Annotated in this window: 20 protein-coding genes and 1 pseudogene; 11 read left to right on the plus strand and 10 right to left on the minus strand. The window is 52.6% G+C overall.

Going from position 1 to position 18,187, the window contains the following annotated elements; all coding sequences use genetic code 11:
* Positions 1–116 precede the first annotated feature (116 nt).
* Positions 117–347: a DUF2188 domain-containing protein gene (locus HMPREF9370_RS09375; RefSeq protein ID WP_009117238.1), complete on the minus strand. Its 231-nt coding sequence runs from the start codon at positions 345–347 to the stop codon at positions 117–119.
* A gap of 86 nt (positions 348–433) precedes the next feature.
* Entirely contained in the window at positions 434–2,710 is a 2,277-nt protein-coding gene (locus HMPREF9370_RS09380; RefSeq protein ID WP_009117239.1) for a CRISPR-associated helicase/endonuclease Cas3, read from the minus strand.
* Positions 2,711–2,916: 206 nt separating this feature from the next.
* On the opposite strand from HMPREF9370_RS09380, the gene HMPREF9370_RS09385 reads away from it, so the two are divergent.
* From HMPREF9370_RS09385 to HMPREF9370_RS12070, 4 genes are read left to right on the plus strand one after another with little or no spacing between them, the layout of a single operon-like run.
* On the plus strand, positions 2,917–3,129 hold the full coding sequence (locus HMPREF9370_RS09385) for a heavy-metal-associated domain-containing protein (RefSeq protein WP_009117240.1): 213 nt from the start codon (positions 2,917–2,919) through the stop codon (positions 3,127–3,129).
* 23 nt (positions 3,130–3,152) lie between these two features.
* Positions 3,153–3,815 (plus strand): membrane protein YczE, encoded by a 663-nt coding sequence (gene yczE, locus HMPREF9370_RS09390; protein ID WP_009117241.1) that lies wholly within the window; start codon positions 3,153–3,155, stop codon positions 3,813–3,815.
* A 26-nt stretch (positions 3,816–3,841) separates the two neighbouring features.
* The gene (locus tag HMPREF9370_RS09395) at positions 3,842–5,998 is read left to right on the plus strand and encodes a heavy metal translocating P-type ATPase (protein ID WP_009117242.1); all 2,157 of its coding nucleotides are present in this window, start codon (positions 3,842–3,844) and stop codon (positions 5,996–5,998) included.
* 50 nt (positions 5,999–6,048) lie between these two features.
* The gene (locus HMPREF9370_RS12070) at positions 6,049–6,225 is read left to right on the plus strand and encodes a GNAT family N-acetyltransferase (protein WP_009117243.1); all 177 of its coding nucleotides are present in this window, start codon (positions 6,049–6,051) and stop codon (positions 6,223–6,225) included.
* A 182-nt stretch (positions 6,226–6,407) separates the two neighbouring features.
* Here HMPREF9370_RS12070 and paeA read toward each other — a convergent pair whose 3' ends face one another.
* The gene (gene paeA / locus HMPREF9370_RS09400; RefSeq protein WP_040667140.1) at positions 6,408–7,703 is read right to left on the minus strand and encodes a polyamine export protein PaeA; all 1,296 of its coding nucleotides are present in this window, start codon (positions 7,701–7,703) and stop codon (positions 6,408–6,410) included.
* Between the two features lie 269 nt (positions 7,704–7,972).
* On the opposite strand from paeA, the gene HMPREF9370_RS09410 reads away from it, so the two are divergent.
* Complete coding sequence (locus tag HMPREF9370_RS09410) at positions 7,973–8,260, plus strand: PepSY domain-containing protein (RefSeq protein WP_009117246.1); 288 nt, start codon at positions 7,973–7,975, stop codon at positions 8,258–8,260.
* Between the two features lie 170 nt (positions 8,261–8,430).
* Here HMPREF9370_RS09410 and bioB read toward each other — a convergent pair whose 3' ends face one another.
* From bioB to HMPREF9370_RS12620, 6 genes and pseudogenes are all read right to left on the minus strand, one after another.
* Positions 8,431–9,501, minus strand: coding sequence for a biotin synthase BioB (gene bioB / locus HMPREF9370_RS09415; protein WP_009117247.1), 1,071 nt, complete (start codon positions 9,499–9,501; stop codon positions 8,431–8,433).
* Positions 9,502–9,693: 192 nt separating this feature from the next.
* Positions 9,694–10,641 carry a hypothetical protein gene (locus tag HMPREF9370_RS09420; protein WP_009117248.1) on the minus strand — a complete coding sequence of 316 codons (948 nt, stop codon included), beginning with the start codon at positions 10,639–10,641 and terminating at the stop codon, positions 9,694–9,696.
* Positions 10,642–10,683: 42 nt separating this feature from the next.
* Positions 10,684–11,211 (minus strand): alpha/beta hydrolase, encoded by a 528-nt coding sequence (locus HMPREF9370_RS09425; protein WP_009117249.1) that lies wholly within the window; start codon positions 11,209–11,211, stop codon positions 10,684–10,686.
* Positions 11,212–11,226: 15 nt separating this feature from the next.
* Positions 11,227–11,424: a DUF1737 domain-containing protein gene (locus tag HMPREF9370_RS09430; RefSeq protein WP_009117250.1), complete on the minus strand. Its 198-nt coding sequence runs from the start codon at positions 11,422–11,424 to the stop codon at positions 11,227–11,229.
* A 64-nt stretch (positions 11,425–11,488) separates the two neighbouring features.
* The gene (locus HMPREF9370_RS09435; protein ID WP_040667141.1) at positions 11,489–12,265 is read right to left on the minus strand and encodes an exodeoxyribonuclease III; all 777 of its coding nucleotides are present in this window, start codon (positions 12,263–12,265) and stop codon (positions 11,489–11,491) included.
* 34 nt (positions 12,266–12,299) lie between these two features.
* Positions 12,300–12,595, minus strand: a pseudogene (locus HMPREF9370_RS12620) (chromate transporter).
* A gap of 124 nt (positions 12,596–12,719) precedes the next feature.
* Between HMPREF9370_RS12620 and pyrE the strand changes: the two are divergent.
* From pyrE to HMPREF9370_RS09455, 4 genes are all read left to right on the plus strand, one after another.
* Entirely contained in the window at positions 12,720–13,361 is a 642-nt protein-coding gene (gene pyrE / locus HMPREF9370_RS09440) for an orotate phosphoribosyltransferase (RefSeq protein WP_040667142.1), read from the plus strand.
* Positions 13,362–13,492: 131 nt separating this feature from the next.
* Entirely contained in the window at positions 13,493–13,891 is a 399-nt protein-coding gene (locus HMPREF9370_RS09445) for an MJ0042-type zinc finger domain-containing protein (RefSeq protein ID WP_009117254.1), read from the plus strand.
* Positions 13,892–13,895: 4 nt separating this feature from the next.
* Positions 13,896–15,221 carry an amino-acid N-acetyltransferase gene (argA, locus tag HMPREF9370_RS09450; protein WP_009117255.1) on the plus strand — a complete coding sequence of 442 codons (1,326 nt, stop codon included), beginning with the start codon at positions 13,896–13,898 and terminating at the stop codon, positions 15,219–15,221.
* 101 nt (positions 15,222–15,322) lie between these two features.
* Positions 15,323–15,595 (plus strand): oxidative damage protection protein, encoded by a 273-nt coding sequence (locus HMPREF9370_RS09455; protein WP_009117256.1) that lies wholly within the window; start codon positions 15,323–15,325, stop codon positions 15,593–15,595.
* Positions 15,596–15,658: 63 nt separating this feature from the next.
* Here the strand turns inward: HMPREF9370_RS09455 and HMPREF9370_RS09460 are convergent, their stop codons facing one another.
* Positions 15,659–15,916 carry a hypothetical protein gene (locus HMPREF9370_RS09460; RefSeq protein ID WP_156792994.1) on the minus strand — a complete coding sequence of 86 codons (258 nt, stop codon included), beginning with the start codon at positions 15,914–15,916 and terminating at the stop codon, positions 15,659–15,661.
* A 107-nt stretch (positions 15,917–16,023) separates the two neighbouring features.
* On the opposite strand from HMPREF9370_RS09460, the gene HMPREF9370_RS09465 reads away from it, so the two are divergent.
* Positions 16,024–16,518 (plus strand): cysteine hydrolase family protein, encoded by a 495-nt coding sequence (locus tag HMPREF9370_RS09465; protein ID WP_009117258.1) that lies wholly within the window; start codon positions 16,024–16,026, stop codon positions 16,516–16,518.
* 213 nt (positions 16,519–16,731) lie between these two features.
* Entirely contained in the window at positions 16,732–18,114 is a 1,383-nt protein-coding gene (locus tag HMPREF9370_RS09470) for a phosphomannomutase/phosphoglucomutase (protein WP_009117259.1), read from the plus strand.
* The last annotated feature ends 73 nt before the right edge of the window (positions 18,115–18,187 follow it).

Here is an 18,187-nt window from a genome sequence, read left to right on the forward strand (position 1 = left end):
TCTACTACTTATTGTTCAATCCGCGCCTCCCCGAAGGAAGGCGATTTTGATTTAAAATCATGAGAAATTGTTTCAACCCACGACCATCTAATTCCGACAATCGAAAAACCTTTATCCTATTTCTTATCACGCGGCGGACAAGGATCATTTCCGTAGCTATTGCCTGCCCGAATCCTACCGTCTACTCCGTGAATTTTGGTATCTGTACGCTGATTTTTGGCAATCCCTTCCGCTCTAGCGATGGCTTCTTTCTGTGTTGTATATACAGCAGTTGCTTTACTGTTCCCTGCACCTTTAACTGCCCATCCATCAGGATGGGGGACTACATGTTGATTTTTCTTGCTCATAACTAACTATCCTCTAGTTGATAGAAATTACATTTTAATATTTCTCTACGTTTCTTTCAATAATTTTTTTCAATTTATTATGATTTTCAAAATATACTCTCTTCGGCTGCTATGAAGATGCTGTTCTCCCAACTTAAACCCGCCACTTTGTCGTATAGTCCAAGGCCTATCAGGCTGTAAAACTGCGCACCAAACCGCTCATCATTGATGGCTTCAATGAGGCCATTCTTGAAGAGTTCGCGCATGGCATATTCGGGCACTTGCACGGTGTAGGGCTGGAGCTTGCGCAGCAGTCCGCCGATTTGGTCGGCATGGTGCAGGCTGTCGATTAGTGCTTCGGCCTCTGCGTCAAAGGGGATGATCAGCGGTTGCATGCGGGTTTCAATCATGCGGAATTCGCGGGCGATGGTTTGGAAGGGGAAATCCATTGTGTTGCCCGCTTTGTGGTGTTCGGCGAGGATTTGTTTGCTGTCCAACTCTTTGCCTTTTTCTTCATAAACGCGCCGGAAATAGCGGCGGATGGCTTGCGGCGACAGCAGGTCGTCAGCATGGTGGCGCACGACTTCGCGCATGGCGGCGGAAAGGAGGCCGAGTTCGGGCGGGGCTTTCCATTGTTCTTCGGGTTTAAATACCCAGACGAAGCTGTTTTCAGACGGCCTTTTGCCTTCGCGGTTGCAGCGTCCTGCGGCTTGGGCAACGCTGTCCAATCCGGCTTCGGCGCGCATCACTAAGGGGAAATCGACATCTACGCCGGCCTCGATAAGCGATGTGGCGATCACGCGGCAGGGTTTGCTGTTTTTCAGACGGCCTCGGATGGTTTCCAGCGCTTGGGAGCGGTGTTTGGCGCACATCAGGGTGGTGAGGTGGGAAACGCCGTCGAGATGTTTGGCGCTGTCGTAAAGGCTGCGGGCGTGGCGGCGGTTGTTGACGATGATGAGGATTTGCCTGTGCTGTGCGAGCTTTTCAAGCAATTCGGCATCGGTTTGGGTGCCGATATGTTGTACGGTGGTGCGGCGCAATTTGTCGAACAATTCGGGGGGATTGGGGGCAAGCTCGCGTGTGTTTTCCAAGCCGCGGTAAAAGCCGTGTTCGGCTTGAATGGCGGGCTGGGTGGCGGTGCACATCACCACCGAGCAATGGTAGTTTTGCGCCAGCTCTTTGATGGCCAGCATGATGGGCAGCAAGAGTTTGAGCGGCAGCATTTGTGCTTCGTCGAGGATAATCACGCTGCCGCTAATGTTGTGCAGTTTGCGGCAGCGGGAGGAGCGGTCGGCAAACAGGGATTCGAAAAACTGCACGGCGGTGGTAACGACAACGGGCATATCCCAGTTTTCGGAGGCTTGGCGCAATTTGTCTTTGCTGTTTTCGCCTTGCAGTTTGCTGCTGTCAAACGTGCTGTGGTGCTCTAGCACGGCAGCTTCGCCCAAATCGCCGAAGGCTTTGCGGAACTCGGCGGCGTTTTGCTCGATGATGTTGGTGAAGGGAATCACATAAATCACGCGGCGCATACCGTGGCGCTTGGCGTGTTCGAGGGCGAAGGCCATCGAAGTGAAGGTTTTGCCGCCGCCGGTGGGCACGGTAAGGGTAAACAGGCCTTTTGTTTGTGCGGCTTGGGCGACGGCATGGTCGAGAATCTCGCTACGCAGGCGGTTTAAGTCGGCATTGTGCTGTTGTTCTTCGCTTTCTTGTGCGGCGTTGGCGATAGGCCGTCTGAAATTGCCGATAAACCGGTTGAATTGCTGTTGCAGTTGCGGCAAATCGGGATAATCGCGGCGCTGTACGGTTTTGCCCTCCAGCCCTGCGTAAAAGGCTTCGGTGTCGAGATAATCGGCATCCACCAAGCAGGAATACAGCATGCGGGTGAAGAAGGCGTAAGAGAAAAAGGGATGGTGTTTGTCGGCCTGCAAGGGTGGAGCGGGCAGTTTTTCGGGCAACGCAATTTGCTGCCGCCACACTTCATCGAGATTCGGAATGTCTTTGCCGAACTGCAAGGCAAGCCGTTGCCGCAATGTACGGCGGTTGTCGCCCTCGCCGTCTCCATTGGCCAAGCCTGCGTGATGGCCGGCTATGCAAAACGCCATCAATTTGCCCGGCAACCCCCAACGCTCGAAGGCGATTTTTGCGCCGGCGGTGGCATGGTCAACCGAAGGGCCGCCGCGCAAACGTCGGTCAAATTCGGGGCTGTATTTACCCAAGTCATGCAGGCAGCCGGTATAACGCGCCATTTCCTGCGCGCCAAAAAAAGTGGCAAACCTTGCGGCCGTGTCGCCGACGTTGGCGAGGTGGCCGAGCAGGGTTTGCCAGTATTGTTCGGGCCGGTTTTCGGCGGAATGGGCGTAGTAAGTTTTGGTTTTCCCCACCATGTTTGCTCCATGATTGTTTTTATTTTTTGAATACTATCACAATCTTTAAAATAACAATTAATAAAAATCAAATATTCTTTATATGTTATACACATACTTTCAGACAGGCATCCTCTCCCCGCTTGAATCATTTTTTTATATAGGATAATTTATCCTTATATAATGAATTGATTATTCAACTCTGTTTTTCAAAAAGGAAATATCCTATGCAAACCATCAGCATCAACATCAGCGGCATGACTTGCGGCGGCTGTGTGAAAAGCGTGACCAAAGTGCTGGAAGCGTTAAACGGCGTGGAAAAAGCCGAAGTGGATTTGGCCTCCGCCGCTGCAAAAATCACGTTCGACCCGGCTAAAGTGCCAACCGCAGAATTGGTTGAAGCGATTGAAGATGCGGGCTTTGATGCTTCTTTATCTTAAATAAAACGCAAAGGTAGTTTGCTATGACTCAAGCCCGACGCATTTTGCCGAAAACGCCGTGGTCTGCGCCCGCATGGTGGTCTTTGCGGCCGCAATCTTTGGCGATGTTGTGCTTCGCGCTGGTTTTATTCGGCGTGGGCGAGGGCATGCTGGTAAACGCCGGCTTAGGCTCTACGCCGTGGACGGTGTTGGCGCAGGGTATTGTGGTGCAAAGCGGCCTCGATATCGGCACGGTTACGTTTTTGATCAGCGCGGCGGTATTGATGCTGTGGCTGCCTTTGCGCCAACGGCCGGGGCTGGGCACGGTATTGAATATGGTGTTGATTGCCGCAGTGTTGGGCGTGTTTGTGCAGTGGGTGCCGCCGCCGGTTGATTGGGTGTGGCGGGTGCTGCAATGTGTGGGCGGCGTGGCGGTGATCGGCATGGCCTCGTCTCTATATCTGACTTGTTATTTGGGTGCCGGCCCGCGCGACGGCCTGATGATCGGTTTGTGCCAGAAAACCGGTTGGCGCGTGGGCGTGGTGCGCACGATGATAGAAAGCTCGGTGTGCCTGACCGGCTGGCTGCTCGGCGGCGTAGTGGGTTTGGGTACGCTGCTGTTTGCGTTCGGCGTCGGCTGGGTGGTGCAGTTGAGTTTGCAGCAGATGGCCAAACGGTATCCGCAGCAGCCTATCGAGGCCGTCTGAAACTAAATATGAAAGGCTGAAACGCCATGCAACAAAAAGCCCGTTTCCAAATCGACGGCATGACCTGCCAAGCTTGTGCCAGCCGTATTGAAAAAGTGTTGAACAAAAAAGACTTTGTTCAGACGGCCTCGGTAAACTTTGCCGGCGAAGAAGCGCAGGTGGTGTTTGACGACGGCCGCGCCGATGCCGACACGCTGATTCACATCATTGAAAAAGCAGGCTTTAAGGCTGTGTTGAAAACCGACGCGCCAATGCAGCCCGAAGCCGAACCGCATATCGGCTGGCGGCTGTGGCTGCTGCTGGCGATTAACGTGCCGTTTTTGTTCGGCATGGCGGGCATGATGATCGGGCGGCACGATTGGATGATGCCGCCGATGTGGCAGTTTGTGCTGGCGAGTATCGTGCAGCTTTGGCTGGCGGTTTCCTTTTATAAGAGCGCGTGGGCGAGCATTAAGGGCGGGCTGGCGAATATGGACGTGCTGGTTACCGTCGGCACGGCGGCGATTTATCTCTACTCGGTGTTCATGCTGTTTTTCCATCCGCACGCAGCCCACGGCGACATGGCGCATGTGTATTTTGAAGCGGGCGTGATGGTGGTGGGCTTTGTGAGCTTGGGCAAATTTCTCGAACACCGTGCCAAGAAAAACAGCCTCAACAGCCTGAGCCTGCTGCTGAAACTCACGCCGCGCCAAGTAAGCGTGCAGCGCGGCGGGCAATGGCAGGAAGTGCCGCTTGATAAGGTGCAGATCGGTGATTTGATCCGTGCCAACCACGGCGAGCGCATCGCGGCGGACGGCACGGTGGAAAGCGGCAACGGCTGGGCGGACGAAAGCCATCTCACCGGCGAATCCAACCCTGAAGCCAAAACTGCGGGCAGTAAAGTGCTGGCAGGCGCGGTGATGACCGATGGCAGCGTGGTTTACCGCGCCGAACAGCTCGGCAGCCAAACCCTGCTCGGCGACATGATGGCGGCTTTGTCGGAAGCGCAAGGCAGCAAAGCGCCGATTGCGCGCATTGCCGACAAAGTGGCCGCCGTATTTGTGCCGACAGTGGTCGGCATCGCCGTGATGACGTTCCTGATGACTTGGTATGTCAAGGCCGATTGGGTAACGGCGCTGATGAACGCCGTGGCCGTGCTGGTCATCGCCTGCCCGTGTGCGCTCGGTTTGGCCACGCCCGCCGCGATTATGGTCGGCATGGGCAAGGCGGTGAAGCACGGCATTTGGTTTAAAGATGCCGCCGCCATGGAAGAAGCGGCCCATGTGAATGCGGTGGTGCTGGACAAAACCGGGACGCTCACGCAGGGCAAACCGCAAGTTGCGGCAACGCTATGCCTGTCTGAAATAGAAGAAAACGAACTCTACCGCCTTGCTGCCGCCGTCGAGCAAAACGCCACTCATCCGCTGGCCGCCGCCATTGTTCAGACGGCCTTATCGCGCGGTATCGGCATTCCCGAAGCCCAAAACGCACAAACCGCCGTCGGCGCAGGTATTTCCGCCGAAATTGACGGCGCGGGCGTGGTGAAAGTGGGCAAACCCGATTACTGCCACCTCGTGCTGCCCGACAACCTTGATTCCGTATGGCGCATCGCCACCATCGTGGCCGTGTCGGTTAACGACCAGCCCGTCGGCGCGTTCGCCCTTGCCGACGCGCTCAAAACCGACACGCAGGAAGCCATAGGCCGTCTGAAAAACCACGGCATCGACGTTTACATCATGAGCGGCGACAACCCAAACGTGGTCGGCTACATCGCCGAACAGCTCGGCATCGCCCACGCCTACGGTAATATGAGCCCGCGCGACAAAGCCGCCGAAGTACAAAAATTGAAAAACGCCGGCAAGGTGGTTGCCATGGTCGGAGACGGCATCAACGACGCCCCCGCACTCGCCGCAGCCAACGTGAGCTTTGCCATGAAAGACGGCGCAGACGTTGCCGAACACACCGCGTCCGCCACGCTGATGCAGCATTCCGTCAACCAAATGGTCGATGCCCTGCTGATTTCCTGCGCCACTTTGAAAAACATCAAACAAAACCTGTTCTTTGCTTTTATCTACAACACCTTGGGCATACCGCTGGCGGCATTCGGCTTTCTGAATCCGATTATTGCGGGCGCGGCGATGGCGATGAGTTCGGTATCGGTTTTGAGCAATGCCTTGAGATTGAAGCGGGTGAAGATTAAATGACGGAGATTGAAATATGTCCGGCAGCGGCTGAAGACGCGAGAGTATGACAAGTGTGCTATTTTGATTTGCCGACAGGGCAAGCGCGTTTGACTACCGATGCTTCCAAAGCCGCTTTACCGTTTTTTCTGAAGCATGGGTTTCAAGTGCAGCATGAAAACCGAATCCGGCGAAACGGGGTTAAGCTGATCAATTATCGGGTGGTTTATGATTTATCGCAGGATTTCTAAGATGATGCCTGCCTGAAAACTTAGCAAATAAATTTTATTTTTGTCATGGTTTCGTCATGCTCGGGCTTGACCCGAGCATCTCTTAGAGTTACCGAAACTCAAGATACTCGGGTCAAGCCCGAGTATGACGGGTGTGCTGATTTTTAAGTTTATTTGCTAAGTTTTCATACAGGCATTGTTTTTTATTCTTTCTTTTCAATCACATCCTGATGAAGCGAAACCAAAAGCTGGTCGATTTTCAGATTATCGGTGTCGATAATTTCAAACTTGTATTTGTCGAACACCACAAAATCGGTTTTCTTGGGGATTTTGCGTAACGAATACATCATAAATCCGCTCAATGTTTCATAGTTTTCCGAATGAGGAAAAGCAGCAATATCGAGCGCGCGCATCACGTCTTCCAGCGGGGTTGCGCCATCTATCAACCAAGATGTTTCGTTGCGGCGGATAATCTGCGGCTCTTCTTCCGTGGCCACCAAATCGCCCATCACGATGCTCATCACGTCTTTGAGCGTAATCACGCCCACCACGAGGGCATATTCGTTGATAATCACAGCAAAGTCTTCGCCGGCGTTTTTGAAGGTTTCCAACACTTCGTAAAGCGACAAAGTATCGGGAATAAACAAAGCTTTGCGCAACACGCGGCGGTCGGTCAGGTTGATATTCGGCTCTTTCAGATAATGAGTCAGAAAAGTGTGCGATTCGATATAGCCGATCACTTTTTCCAGCCCACCGTTACACACTAAGATTTTGGAATGCGGCGTTTCATCCATTTTTTTCAGCACGGTTTCGTTGTCGTCGCCTTTGTCCACATAAACCAAATATTCGCGCGCGCTCATGGTGGAAGTGACCGTACGCTCTTGCATATCGAAAATGTTTTCAATCAAATAGTGCTCCTGCTGCTTCAACACACCTGCCTGCGCACCGGCATCCACCACGGCGTAAATGTCTTCCGAAGTCAGCCCGTCGCTGCGCACGGTAGAAATTTTCAGCGATTTGAAAATCAGGTTCGCCATACCGTCAAACAGGAAAATCAGTGGTTTAAGCACAAAAATCAGCAGCATTACCGGCCGCACAGCGCGCACGGCCACACGTTCGGGGTTGATCATAGCGAAGCGCTTTGGCATCAGGTCGGCAAACAGAATAAACACGCTGGTTACAAACATAAACGCCAACACGGAAGCCGCCGTTTGCAAACCGGTACCGGCCAGCAAGTTGCTTAAAAACGGGCGCACAGCCGCCTCGCCGATAATACCGCCCAACACCGCCACCGCGTTCAATCCGATTTGTACCACCGTGATAAAGCTGCCCGGATGCTCCTGCATATTCAACACATCCAGCGCGCGCGCATCGCCCTCTTTCGCCATCACCTGTAATTTGATTTTGCGGGAAGAGGCTAAAGCCAACTCTGCGGCAGAAACAAAGCCGCTAACCAGAATCAATAGGAATAAAATAAAAACCGCTTCAAGAATACTCATAAAAAGAAAGATTTGTTGCCAACGGGAAGATTGTAGCATTATCGCCGCCAAACCCAACAGTTATTCCAAATGCAAGGCCGCCAAACATCATGGCCGGTATGGCGTAACGTAATGCCTGTCTGAAAGCATTAACTACCTTAATTTGAGCTTTCAGACAGGCATACTTGAATTTACACACCCTTAACCACGCCCTAATTTTCAGCCAAATATTCACTCTTATAATGCAAAACATCTAAACAACAACTGATTGACCACTGAGGAAATACATCATGAAAAAAATGCTGCTTACCGCAACCCTGATTGCCCTTTCTACAGGCGCTTTTGCTGCCGATCATATCGAACGACAAGTTTATCAAGATCCCGGTTTCGAACAAAACCGTGCCAAAGCCGTGAAAATGCTGGAAGCGCGTGGCTACAAAGTTGTGGATATTGATGCCGACGACCACATGGGCAAACCTGCTCTTGATGTGGAAGCATTTAAAGGCAATCAGGAATACGACATCAAATTGTCTTACCCTGACTTGCGAATCTTGCAAGAGCGACCAGACCGCAAATAAACCACTTTAAATAAAGCCGCCGGATGCTTCATAGCATTTCCGGCGGCTCTATTTTGATTATGGTTCAACTGCTTATTCAATAACAATATGCTCGTCATACTCGGGCCTGGCCGGACATGATAAGCATACCATTTTTAAATTGATTCACTGTAAAAGCTGAAAATATAAACTCAATATTCCACTTTAATAGCGTGATTTTCTGTTTCCGAAGCCTGCATTTGAGCCGCTTCGCAAGTTTCTCCAGCCTCAAAACCAAGCGGATACAGATCCAATTTTTCCATCAGCATTCTGTCGCCGTCTTCTTCCGGATTTTCGGTGGTGAGCAGTTTGTCACCGTAGAAAATCGAATTCGCCCCAGCCATAAAACACATAGCCTGCATGGCTTCAGGCATGTTGCTGCGGCCGGCCGACAGGCGCACGTAGCTTTTCGGCATGGTAATGCGGGCAACCGCGATGGTGCGCACGAATTCCGTCCAATCCAAATCTTCGGCATCGGCCAGCGGCGTGCCTTCCACTTTAACCAACTGGTTAATCGGCACGCTTTCGGGCTGCGGGTCGAGGTTGGCGAGGCTGGCGATTAAGCCTGCGCGTTCGGGGCGGGTTTCGTTCATACCCACGATGCCGCCGCAGCACACTTTCAAACCTGCGCCGCGTACTTTGCCCAGCGTATCCATGCGGTCTTCGTGCTGGCGTGTATGGATGATGTCGTTGTAGCGCTCTGGGTCGGTATCGAGGTTGTGGTTGTAGTAGTCCAAACCGGCGTTTTTCAAATCTTCGGCCATGCCGTCTTCAAGCATGCCAAAGGTGCCGCAGGTTTCCAAGCCCAAGCCTTTCACGGCTTTGATGATTTCGGAAACGGTTTCCACGTCTTTCGGTTTGGGGCCTCGCCATGCCGCGCCCATGCAGAAACGGCTGGCACCGCGTGATTTGGCGATTTTTGCTTTTTCTAGGATTTCTTCCACATCCATCATGCGTTCTTTTTCCAAGCCGGTGTTGTAGTGCGCCGATTGCGGGCAGTATTCGCAATCTTCGGGGCAGCCGCCGGTTTTGATGGAAAGCAAGGTGGAAAGTTGAACTTCTTGCGGATTGAAGTGTTCGCGGTGGATTTGTGCGGCTTTATAGACGAGGTCTAAAAACGGCATTTCAAACAGCTCTTCAACTTGGCATTTGCGCCAGTATTGGGCAGTAGCGTGCGGCTTGCGCTCGGTTTTACGGCGCAAGGCGATAGGGGATACGGTCATGTTTTTTACTTTCTGAAATTTCGCAGCGGCGCAATGACGCTGACGTGCAAAGCCACAGGCACAATGACTGGGGCTGCAGGTTGTCAATCAAGTTATTATCGTTTGGCAAGTTTAGCCTGTTTGGTGATAGCGGGCAAATGATAAGGCCTGTCTGAAAGTTTCAGACAGGCATCGGCATGCCCACATCCGCATTTAAAACGCCGATTCACCAAAATATTGTTTTTGAGCTGTTTGCACTGTTTTCATGGCCTGCTCGTAATTTTGGTTTTCTATTCGTCGGATCAAAGCCGTGGTCGGGCTTTCGGGATGGTGTTTGGCAAAGTCCTGCCAGGCTTTGGCCACTTCCGGCTGGGTTTGCTTACCCTCGTCGTCAAACGCAAGCGTATTTTCCATGCCGAGTAAAAACATATATTGATAATACATGTGCTCTTCTTGCATCCGTTTCACCAAACGGCTTTGAGGATATTGTCGGGTAAAGGCTTCACGCGCCGCCAGCCGCTTGCCCAACTCCGGCCAGCTCACCATCACATCAGCTTCACCCCACGATGGGTCGCTCCGCTCTTGCGCTTCAAATTCAATAAAGCGGGCAAAATCAGGGCTGACTTTTTCGCCGAACAACTTTCGGTAATAGTCCGGCTCTGCGCGTATGCTGACAGGCCCGTCATACATATCAACATATTCCAAACCGATAGCCGCCATTTCTTCCTGCTTCTTTTTCAGCGCCGGGGTTGGCTTGCGCTCGTCGGTTGCCGGATTGATTATCCAGTTCGCATCATCGTGATAATGGTCGAGAAATGCTTTTCGCTCATGAGCCAGCCTGTCCAGCAGGCCGCTTTTTTCTATTTGCTCGTCGTAATGCTCAAGCATTTCTTTGTGTGTTTCATAAAGCTGATTGGCTTCTTCGGGCGTGGCTTGCTGCAATCGGCGGCGCACTTGCTCGGTATGCCACACAAATTGCTGCAATAAATCTTCGGGCATCGGGGTATCGGCTTGCGGCTGCGCCATATGCCTGTCTGAAGCCGCGCTTTGCGGCATGGAGGCAACGGCGGCTTGCCCGATTTTTTCGGCTTGCCCACCTTGTTCGGAACACGCGCTGAGCAAGCCTGCCGATAAGGCTAAATAAAATATGGGCTTTTTCATCGTTCCTCCTAAACCGACGGTATATTGGGCTTTAAATAAACCCTAGGCCAACAACATTTCCTGCATTAATTTCATGCCCCATTGCCAGCCGCCAAGTGCACCGTTCAGATGCCCCTGATGGGGCGACACCAGCAAGCGCGCCCCCCAAAGCGAAGCTTGTTCGGCCGCCCAATCGCGCGGGCAATGTTCGTCATCCTCGCCAATGGCTAAAGCAGCTTTGCTGCACATCAGCCGCACATGGCGCACGGCATCGTGGCGGCAGGCATTTTGCGTGGGCGCAGCCAAGATAATACCTTTGATACGACGCTGCACCAAAACGCCAATGGTGCCGTACCAAGCCATAAACGCAGCCGCGCCCGCGCCATGAGCCACCACCATCACGTTTTCGCTGCGGATTTGCCCGAATGCTGCGGCCACATGTTTTTCCTGCTCCGCCAAAGTTTGCGAAGCGCTGCATTCGGCAATTTCCACAATCGGATAGCTGACCGCCCAGCGGTCTATCCACATTGTCGGCTCATCCGCATCGCGTATCAGGAATAAGGTTAGATCTTCTAAATCGCCCGGTTTCATAGTTTCAGACAGGCATCAGTAATCGCGCAAAGGTTTTTCGGGGTCGTAAGCATCGCCCACTTCTTTCACCACAGCCTGCCCTACCTGCACGCCGTCGGGCGTGTGCGTCATGGTCGGGCTGCCGTATAAGTCCCAGCCGTGTTGCAAAGCTTCGGTTACACGGCGGCAAAACGCGGCATCGTCCGCACCGGTAAGCATACGGTACACTTTCATATCGTTTCTCCAAAGAAAGATTCAGACAGGCATTATAACGAATGCCTGTCTGAAAAAGTTTGCACTAAATCGAATAATCGTATTCCACCACCAACGGCGCATGGTCGGAAAATTTTTCATCTTTATACACATGCGCCTGTGTCGCTTTGGCTGCCAGCTCGGGCGTTACCATATGGTAGTCGATGCGCCACCCAACATCCTTAGCATAAGCCTGCCCGCGGTTGCTCCACCAAGTGTAGCCCGGAATCTCAGGATACAGGCTGCGCCACATGTCCACCCAGCCCAACTCGGCAATCACTTTACCGATCCATGCCCGCTCTTCCGGCAGAAAGCCTGAATTTTTCTGGTTGCCTTTCCAGTTTTTCAAGTCGATGTTTTGATGAGCAATGTTCCAGTCGCCGCACACCACAATATCACGGCCTTCGGATTTCATTTCGGCCAACATGGGATAAAACGCATCCAGAAAGCGGTATTTCAACTCCTGCCGCTCCGGCGCGCTGGTGCCCGAGGGCAGATAAAGCGAAATCACACTCAAGTCGCCGAAATCAGCGCGCACAAAACGCCCTTCGCGGTCGAATTCCTCAATGCCCATGCCTGTCTGAACATTATCCGGCTCCTGCCTGCTATACACCGCCACACCGCTGTAACCGCGCTTCTCCGCACAATGCCACACACCGTGCATACCGTGCGGCTGCTTCATATCTTCGCTTAAGTCGGCCTCCTGAGCTTTAAGCTCCTGCACGCATACAATATCCGCGCCCGAAGCAGCAATGTATTCATGAAAACCTTTTTTATATGCCGAACGGATGCCGTTCACATTAGCAGAAATAATTTTTAACACGATTGTTTTTCCTACGATAAAAAATAGCACTATTCTACTGTATAGTGAAACCGCTGAACATCTGGCTGCTCGCCGGCCCGGGAATAAACTGACACATTGCCACCAAAGACGCATATTGTGCTTCGCTCAACCAAGCGCGTTTTCCACAAATGCCTGTCTGAAATAACCCAAATGCGCTGCAGGGCCGCCGAATGAAGTGCAACCCAAATAAAGAAAAATCAGAAAAAGCTTGATGTTTGCGGCAAACCCGCTTGTCGCTGCGGTTTGCAGGCTATTTATCTGCTTGCGATTACCACTCATAGTGATGCCTTTTATTTCTCCTTCCTGCATTATATAGCCTCAAATTGCATAGCGAGGCCGGTAAAACCTATGCGTTTTGTTTTATGCAGCCTGTTGCTGTTTAACGCCTTCGGCTATAATCCGCTTTATTTTTCTGCTGGGAAGAACCGAAAAAATGTCCGATTTCCGTCAAGATTTCCTGAAATTCGCCCTAGAGCAAAACGTATTGAAGTTCGGCGAATTCACCACCAAAGCAGGCCGTCAGTCGCCTTATTTTTTCAATGCGGGTTTATTTAACGACGGCGCCTCCACTTTGGCACTGGCCAAATTCTATGCACAAGCCATTATTGAGAGCAAAATCGAATTCGATATGTTGTTCGGCCCGGCTTACAAAGGCATTATTTTGGCGGCGGCCACTGCCATGATGCTGGCCGAAAAAGGCGTGAACGTACCGTTTGCCTACAACCGCAAAGAAGCGAAAGACCACGGCGAGGGCGGCGTATTGGTGGGTGCGCCGCTCAAAGGCCGCGTGTTGATTATCGACGACGTGATTTCGGCCGGCACTTCGGTGCGCGAATCGGTTAAGCTGATTGAGGCGGAAGGCGCAACGCCCGCAGCCGTTGCCATCGCGCTCGACCGCATGGAAAAAGGCACGGGAGAACTGTCGGCCGTGCAGGAAGTGGAACAGCAATACGGCTTGCCCGTTGTATCCATCGCCAACCTGCGCGACCTGCTCTCGCTGCTGGAAAACGATGCAGACTTCCAACAATATTTAGCGCCGGTTCAAGCCTACCGCGAACGCTACGGCGTGATTTAGCGGCTTCAACAATGCCTGTCTGAAATACATTTTTCAGACAGGCATTCCGTTGCCACATGGTTTTACGTTGGCAAACTTATTGAAATTGCTTAAAATATCCGCCATCCATAATACCAACGAAAGAAAACGTCATGCCTTTATGCGTTTGCCCGCATTGCAGCACCCAGCTTTGGGTAAAAGACAGCCAGCTCAATTTGGCGCAGGGCTATGTGGTCTGCCGAACCTGCCAAGGCTTGTTTCAAGCGCGCAGCCATACCCGCCCCACGCCGGAAAACTTCAATCCCGATCTGTTTCCCTCCGCCGGCAGCGACACCCAATTGGTGCACAAAATCGGCCCGCAAGTTCGCGCCCAGCGCCAGCTTTCCCGCCAGGAAATTGCCGAACTGCTCGACAGCCTGCTCAACCAAAACCGCGCACCCGCCGCGCTGCCACCTCCGCCGCAAGCCAAAGAAACCAACTGGACACTGCCTTGTATGGTGGCGCTTACCGTGTTGATTATCCAATTTTTTTACCTAACCATTATGCTTTAACCCCATGACCACGCCCGCTTTCGTTTGTGATTTCCGGGAAGCCGCCCCCTATATCGACTATCTGCGCGGCAAAACACTGGTTATCGGCATCGCCAGCGATATGCTCGAGGGCCGGGTGCTGCAATCGTTGGCCGCCGACATCAATCTGCTCGCCAGCCTCGGCGTGAAGCTCGTTTTGGTACACGGCTCCCGCCGCCAAATCAGCGCGCTTGACCAAGCCGCCTGCGTCAAACCCGAATACCACGACGGCAGAAGAATCACCAATGAAGCCACACTGGAGCGCGCCAAACAAGCCTGCGGCATCGTGCGTTTCGACATCGAAGCCGCACTTTCAGTCGGCATGGCCCACTCATTGCAGCGCGGCAAACGCTTGCGTATCGCTTCGGGCAATTTCGTTTCCGCCCGCCCCTACGGCATCATCAACGGCATCGACATGGGCTACACCGGCCGCGTGCGCAAAATCGACACCGAAGCCATCCGCCAGCGTCTGGACAGCGGCGCAGTGGTACTCATCAGCCCGCTCGGCGCTTCGCTCAGCGGCAAAACCTACAACCTCAGTATGGCCGACATCGCCGAAGCCGCCTCCATCGCCCTGGGTGCCGAAAAGCTGATTTTCATCATCGAACCCGAAGGCATATTAGACGAAAGCGGCCGACTGCTGACCAACCTCTCCTCACAAGAAGCACAAGTTTTAATCAAACAAAACAAAATCCGCACCGACCAATGCCGCCTGCTGCAATCTTCCGTCAACGCCGTCGAAAACCAAGTAGAGCGCACCCATATCCTTTCCGGCTTGGAAGACGGCAGCCTCATCAGCGAACTCTTCACCCGCGAAGGCACGGGCACATCTATCGCGCAAGCTCCTTTCATCAACATCCGACCCGCAGCAGGCAACGACATTGCCGACCTCATCTGCCTTATCCGCCCGTTGGAAGAGCAAGGCATCCTGGTCAAACGCAGCCGCGAATACCTCGAAGACCACATCAACGAATTTTTCATATTGGAGCACGACCGCCAAATTTACGGCTGCGTCTCCCTCAAGCTTTACAGCGAACACCTCACCGCCGAGCTCGCCTGCCTGGCCGTTTCCCCCGAAGCGCGCGACGGCGGCTACGGCAAGCTGCTGCTCGAACACATCATCAATCAAAGCAAAGCCGCAGGCATGGCCAAGCTCATCGCCCTTTCCACCCACACCGGCGACTGGTTTACCGAACGCGGCTTCAGCGTAGCGCAACCCGCCGATCTCCCCGCCGAACGCCGCGAAGAATACGAAGCGGGCGGCCGAAAATCCAATATTTTCAGCCTAAATCTGACCGCCACGGAAAATTAAAGAATGCCTGTCTGAAACCCTTTTTCAGACAGGCATTCATATACAAACCCAGCTCAATCCATTACAATTCCGAGCATTACAACCTCAAAAAGGATACCGACATGACCCGCATGGTTCACTGCATCAAGCTGGGCAAAGAAGCACCCGGCATGAAATTCGCCCCCCTGCCCAATGCACTGGGCAAACGCATTTTTGAAAACGTATCTCAAGAAGCATGGGACGCTTGGACGCGCCATCAAACCATGCTGATTAACGAAAACCGCCTCAGCCTCGCCGACCCGCGCGCGCGCGAATATCTGGCACAACAAATGGAAAACTACTTCTTCGGCGAAGGCGCCGACAGCGTTCAAGGCTACACGCCGCCCAGCGAATAATCTGCCGGCCTTCCTAAAAACGGAAGGCCGCTTCAATTTTTACCATTCACAGCGCCACCGACATCATATGTCTGCCCACAATAAATTCAACACCACCGCCCGAAAATCGCACTGAGTGTAAGCCTTGTCGAAACACTGCAAGGAATCGAAGCCGCCCAACGGCGATATCCTCATTCTGATGAACATCACACAACCAAATGACCGAATACCTATAGCGTTTCGCACCGCAGCCATCGCACGGACATGAAGCGCCATTTTCAATAACAGGGAAATAGGAAAGTTAAAAAAGCGTGCTGTCATACCTATTTTTAAATGTTTCACTATATATTTCCTTCAACTTCCCCACCGCCTCCCTGCAATTTATCTTTTTCCCTGCAACAAAATATGGTTAAAATATCCTTTCCTTTCAACGACTCAGGAGAAATCAAATGAAATCCGCTCTGATTGTGGTTGATGTACAAAACGAATATTTTGCAAACGGCGGCTTTCCGCAATGGAATATTGATAAAACTTCAGCAAACATTGCCGAAAAAATCAAACAGGCAAAAGCAGACGGCTGGCTGGTTGTGGGTGTGCAGCATTTTATTCCGGGTGACGATGCGCCGCTTTTCCGAAAAGGTTCATCCGGTGCAAACATCCATACTTCCGTAGCCGGATTACTCGCAGACGCACCTTTGGTAGAAAAGGTTCACGCCGATTCCTTTCTCAATACCGACATGGGCGGAATCCTGAAAAAAGAAGGTATTACCGACCTCTACATTTGCGGCATGATGACTCAAAACTGCATCACCTACACCGCCATTTCGCCGCATGCTTCCGGCTTCAACGTGCATGTTATCGCAAACTGCTGCACCGCGCCCTCCGAGCTCGTGCACATCCTCGCCCTCGAAGCGCTGGCTGATCGAGGAGTTAAAATCATTTAAACCTATCGGTTGAATATTCAACACATTCTACATGCCTGTCTGAAAACATAAGGTTCAGACAGGCATTCCCTCATCCCACCATCGCCAAGAGAATCGGCTGTAACAAGTTTACGACCTTTCAGACAGGCATAAGGTTAAGCTTTCTTAACCTTATGCTAGAATACCAAGCATATTTCTCCACTATTATCCACTATTACACGCAAAGGAAAAAAGATGGCAAACATCGCCAGAGATATTTTCAAAGCTTACGACATTCGCGGCATCGTCGGCAAAACGCTCACCAATGAAGCGGCTTATTTAATCGGCAAGGCCATCGCGACCAAAGCGGCGGAAAAAGGCATTCAAAAAATCGCCATCGGGCGCGACGGCCGTTTAAGCGGCCCCGATTTGATGGCCAACCTCTCACGCGGCTTTACCGAAAGCGGCGTTAACGTATTAAACGTCGGCATGGTTGCCACGCCCATGCTCTACTTTGCAGCCATCCAAGAATGCGGCGGCAGCGGCGTGATGATTACCGGCAGCCACAACCCGCCCGACTACAACGGCTTCAAAATGATGCTCGGCGGCGACACGCTGGCCGGCGATGCCATCCAAGAGCTACTCGCCGTGATTGAGCAAGACCGCTTTGTTACAGGCGCAGCCGCCGGCACCGTTACCGAAAAAGACATTTCCGCCGAATACCGCAACCACATCGTCAACCACATCAAGCTCAAGCGCCCGATGAAAATCGTGGCCGACGCGGGCAACGGCGTGGCCGGCGCGTTTGCCGGCGATTTATACCGCGCGCTCGGCTGCGAAGTTACCGAGCTCTTCTGCGACGTTGACGGCAATTTCCCCAACCACCATCCCGATCCGGCCAAACCGAAAAACCTGCAAGATGTGATTAACGAGCTGAAAACCGGCGATGCGGAAATCGGCATCGCATTCGACGGCGACGGCGACCGCTTGGGCGTGGTTACCAAAGAAGGCAACATCATTTATCCCGACCGCCAATTGATGCTGTTTGCGCAAGACGTGTTGAGCCGCAACCCCGGTGCAAAAGTGATTTTCGACGTAAAATCCACCCGCCTGCTGACACCCTGGGTAAAAAAACACGGCGGCGAACCGATTATGGAAAAAACCGGCCACAGCTTCATCAAATCATCCATGAAGAAAAACGGCGCCTTGCTGGCCGGCGAAATGAGCGGCCACACATTCTTTAAAGAACGCTGGTTCGGCTTCGACGACGGCCTCTACGCCGGCTGCCGCCTGCTGGAAATCCTTTCCGCCGGCGACAACCCTTCCGCCGTGCTCAACGCCTTGCCGCAAAGCATTTCCACACCCGAAATCAATATCGACCTGCCCGAAGGCAGCAACGGCCACAAAGTGATTGAAGAGCTGGCACAAAACGCCAAATTCGACGGCGCCACCGAAATCATCACCATCGACGGCCTGCGCGTGGAATTCGCCGACGGCTTCGGCCTGATGCGCGCCTCCAACACCACTCCTGTTTTGGTATTGCGTTTCGAAGCCGACAGCGAGGAAGCCATCGCACGGATTCAAAACCAATTCAAAACCGTGATTGAAAGCAATCCGGCATTGCATTGGCCGCTATAATTCAACCACTTACATAGTAACAGTTCCGCCATACTCGGGCTTGACCCGAGTATGACGTGTGTACTTTTCCTTA

The sequence above is a fragment of the Neisseria wadsworthii 9715 genome, from assembly GCF_000227765.1.
Taxonomy (GTDB): domain Bacteria; phylum Pseudomonadota; class Gammaproteobacteria; order Burkholderiales; family Neisseriaceae; genus Neisseria; species Neisseria wadsworthii.

Coding starts and splice junctions, on each gene's coding strand:
- HMPREF9370_RS09395 (WP_009117242.1), top strand. CDS start 3,842: ATGCAACAAAAAGCCCGTTTCCAAATCGACGGCATGACCTGCCAAGCT.
- HMPREF9370_RS09425 (WP_009117249.1), bottom strand. CDS start 11,211: ATGAAACCGGGCGATTTAGAAGATCTAACCTTATTCCTGATACGCGAT.
- HMPREF9370_RS09420 (WP_009117248.1), bottom strand. CDS start 10,641: ATGAAAAAGCCCATATTTTATTTAGCCTTATCGGCAGGCTTGCTCAGC.
- HMPREF9370_RS09375 (WP_009117238.1), bottom strand. CDS start 347: ATGAGCAAGAAAAATCAACATGTAGTCCCCCATCCTGATGGATGGGCA.
- paeA (WP_040667140.1), bottom strand. CDS start 7,703: ATGAGTATTCTTGAAGCGGTTTTTATTTTATTCCTATTGATTCTGGTT.
- HMPREF9370_RS09410 (WP_009117246.1), top strand. CDS start 7,973: ATGAAAAAAATGCTGCTTACCGCAACCCTGATTGCCCTTTCTACAGGC.
- bioB (WP_009117247.1), bottom strand. CDS start 9,501: ATGACCGTATCCCCTATCGCCTTGCGCCGTAAAACCGAGCGCAAGCCG.
- HMPREF9370_RS09430 (WP_009117250.1), bottom strand. CDS start 11,424: ATGAAAGTGTACCGTATGCTTACCGGTGCGGACGATGCCGCGTTTTGC.
- argA (WP_009117255.1), top strand. CDS start 13,896: ATGACCACGCCCGCTTTCGTTTGTGATTTCCGGGAAGCCGCCCCCTAT.
- HMPREF9370_RS09470 (WP_009117259.1), top strand. CDS start 16,732: ATGGCAAACATCGCCAGAGATATTTTCAAAGCTTACGACATTCGCGGC.
- HMPREF9370_RS09445 (WP_009117254.1), top strand. CDS start 13,493: ATGCCTTTATGCGTTTGCCCGCATTGCAGCACCCAGCTTTGGGTAAAA.
- HMPREF9370_RS09465 (WP_009117258.1), top strand. CDS start 16,024: ATGAAATCCGCTCTGATTGTGGTTGATGTACAAAACGAATATTTTGCA.
- HMPREF9370_RS09455 (WP_009117256.1), top strand. CDS start 15,323: ATGACCCGCATGGTTCACTGCATCAAGCTGGGCAAAGAAGCACCCGGC.
- pyrE (WP_040667142.1), top strand. CDS start 12,720: ATGTCCGATTTCCGTCAAGATTTCCTGAAATTCGCCCTAGAGCAAAAC.
- HMPREF9370_RS09385 (WP_009117240.1), top strand. CDS start 2,917: ATGCAAACCATCAGCATCAACATCAGCGGCATGACTTGCGGCGGCTGT.
- HMPREF9370_RS09380 (WP_009117239.1), bottom strand. CDS start 2,710: ATGGTGGGGAAAACCAAAACTTACTACGCCCATTCCGCCGAAAACCGG.
- yczE (WP_009117241.1), top strand. CDS start 3,153: ATGACTCAAGCCCGACGCATTTTGCCGAAAACGCCGTGGTCTGCGCCC.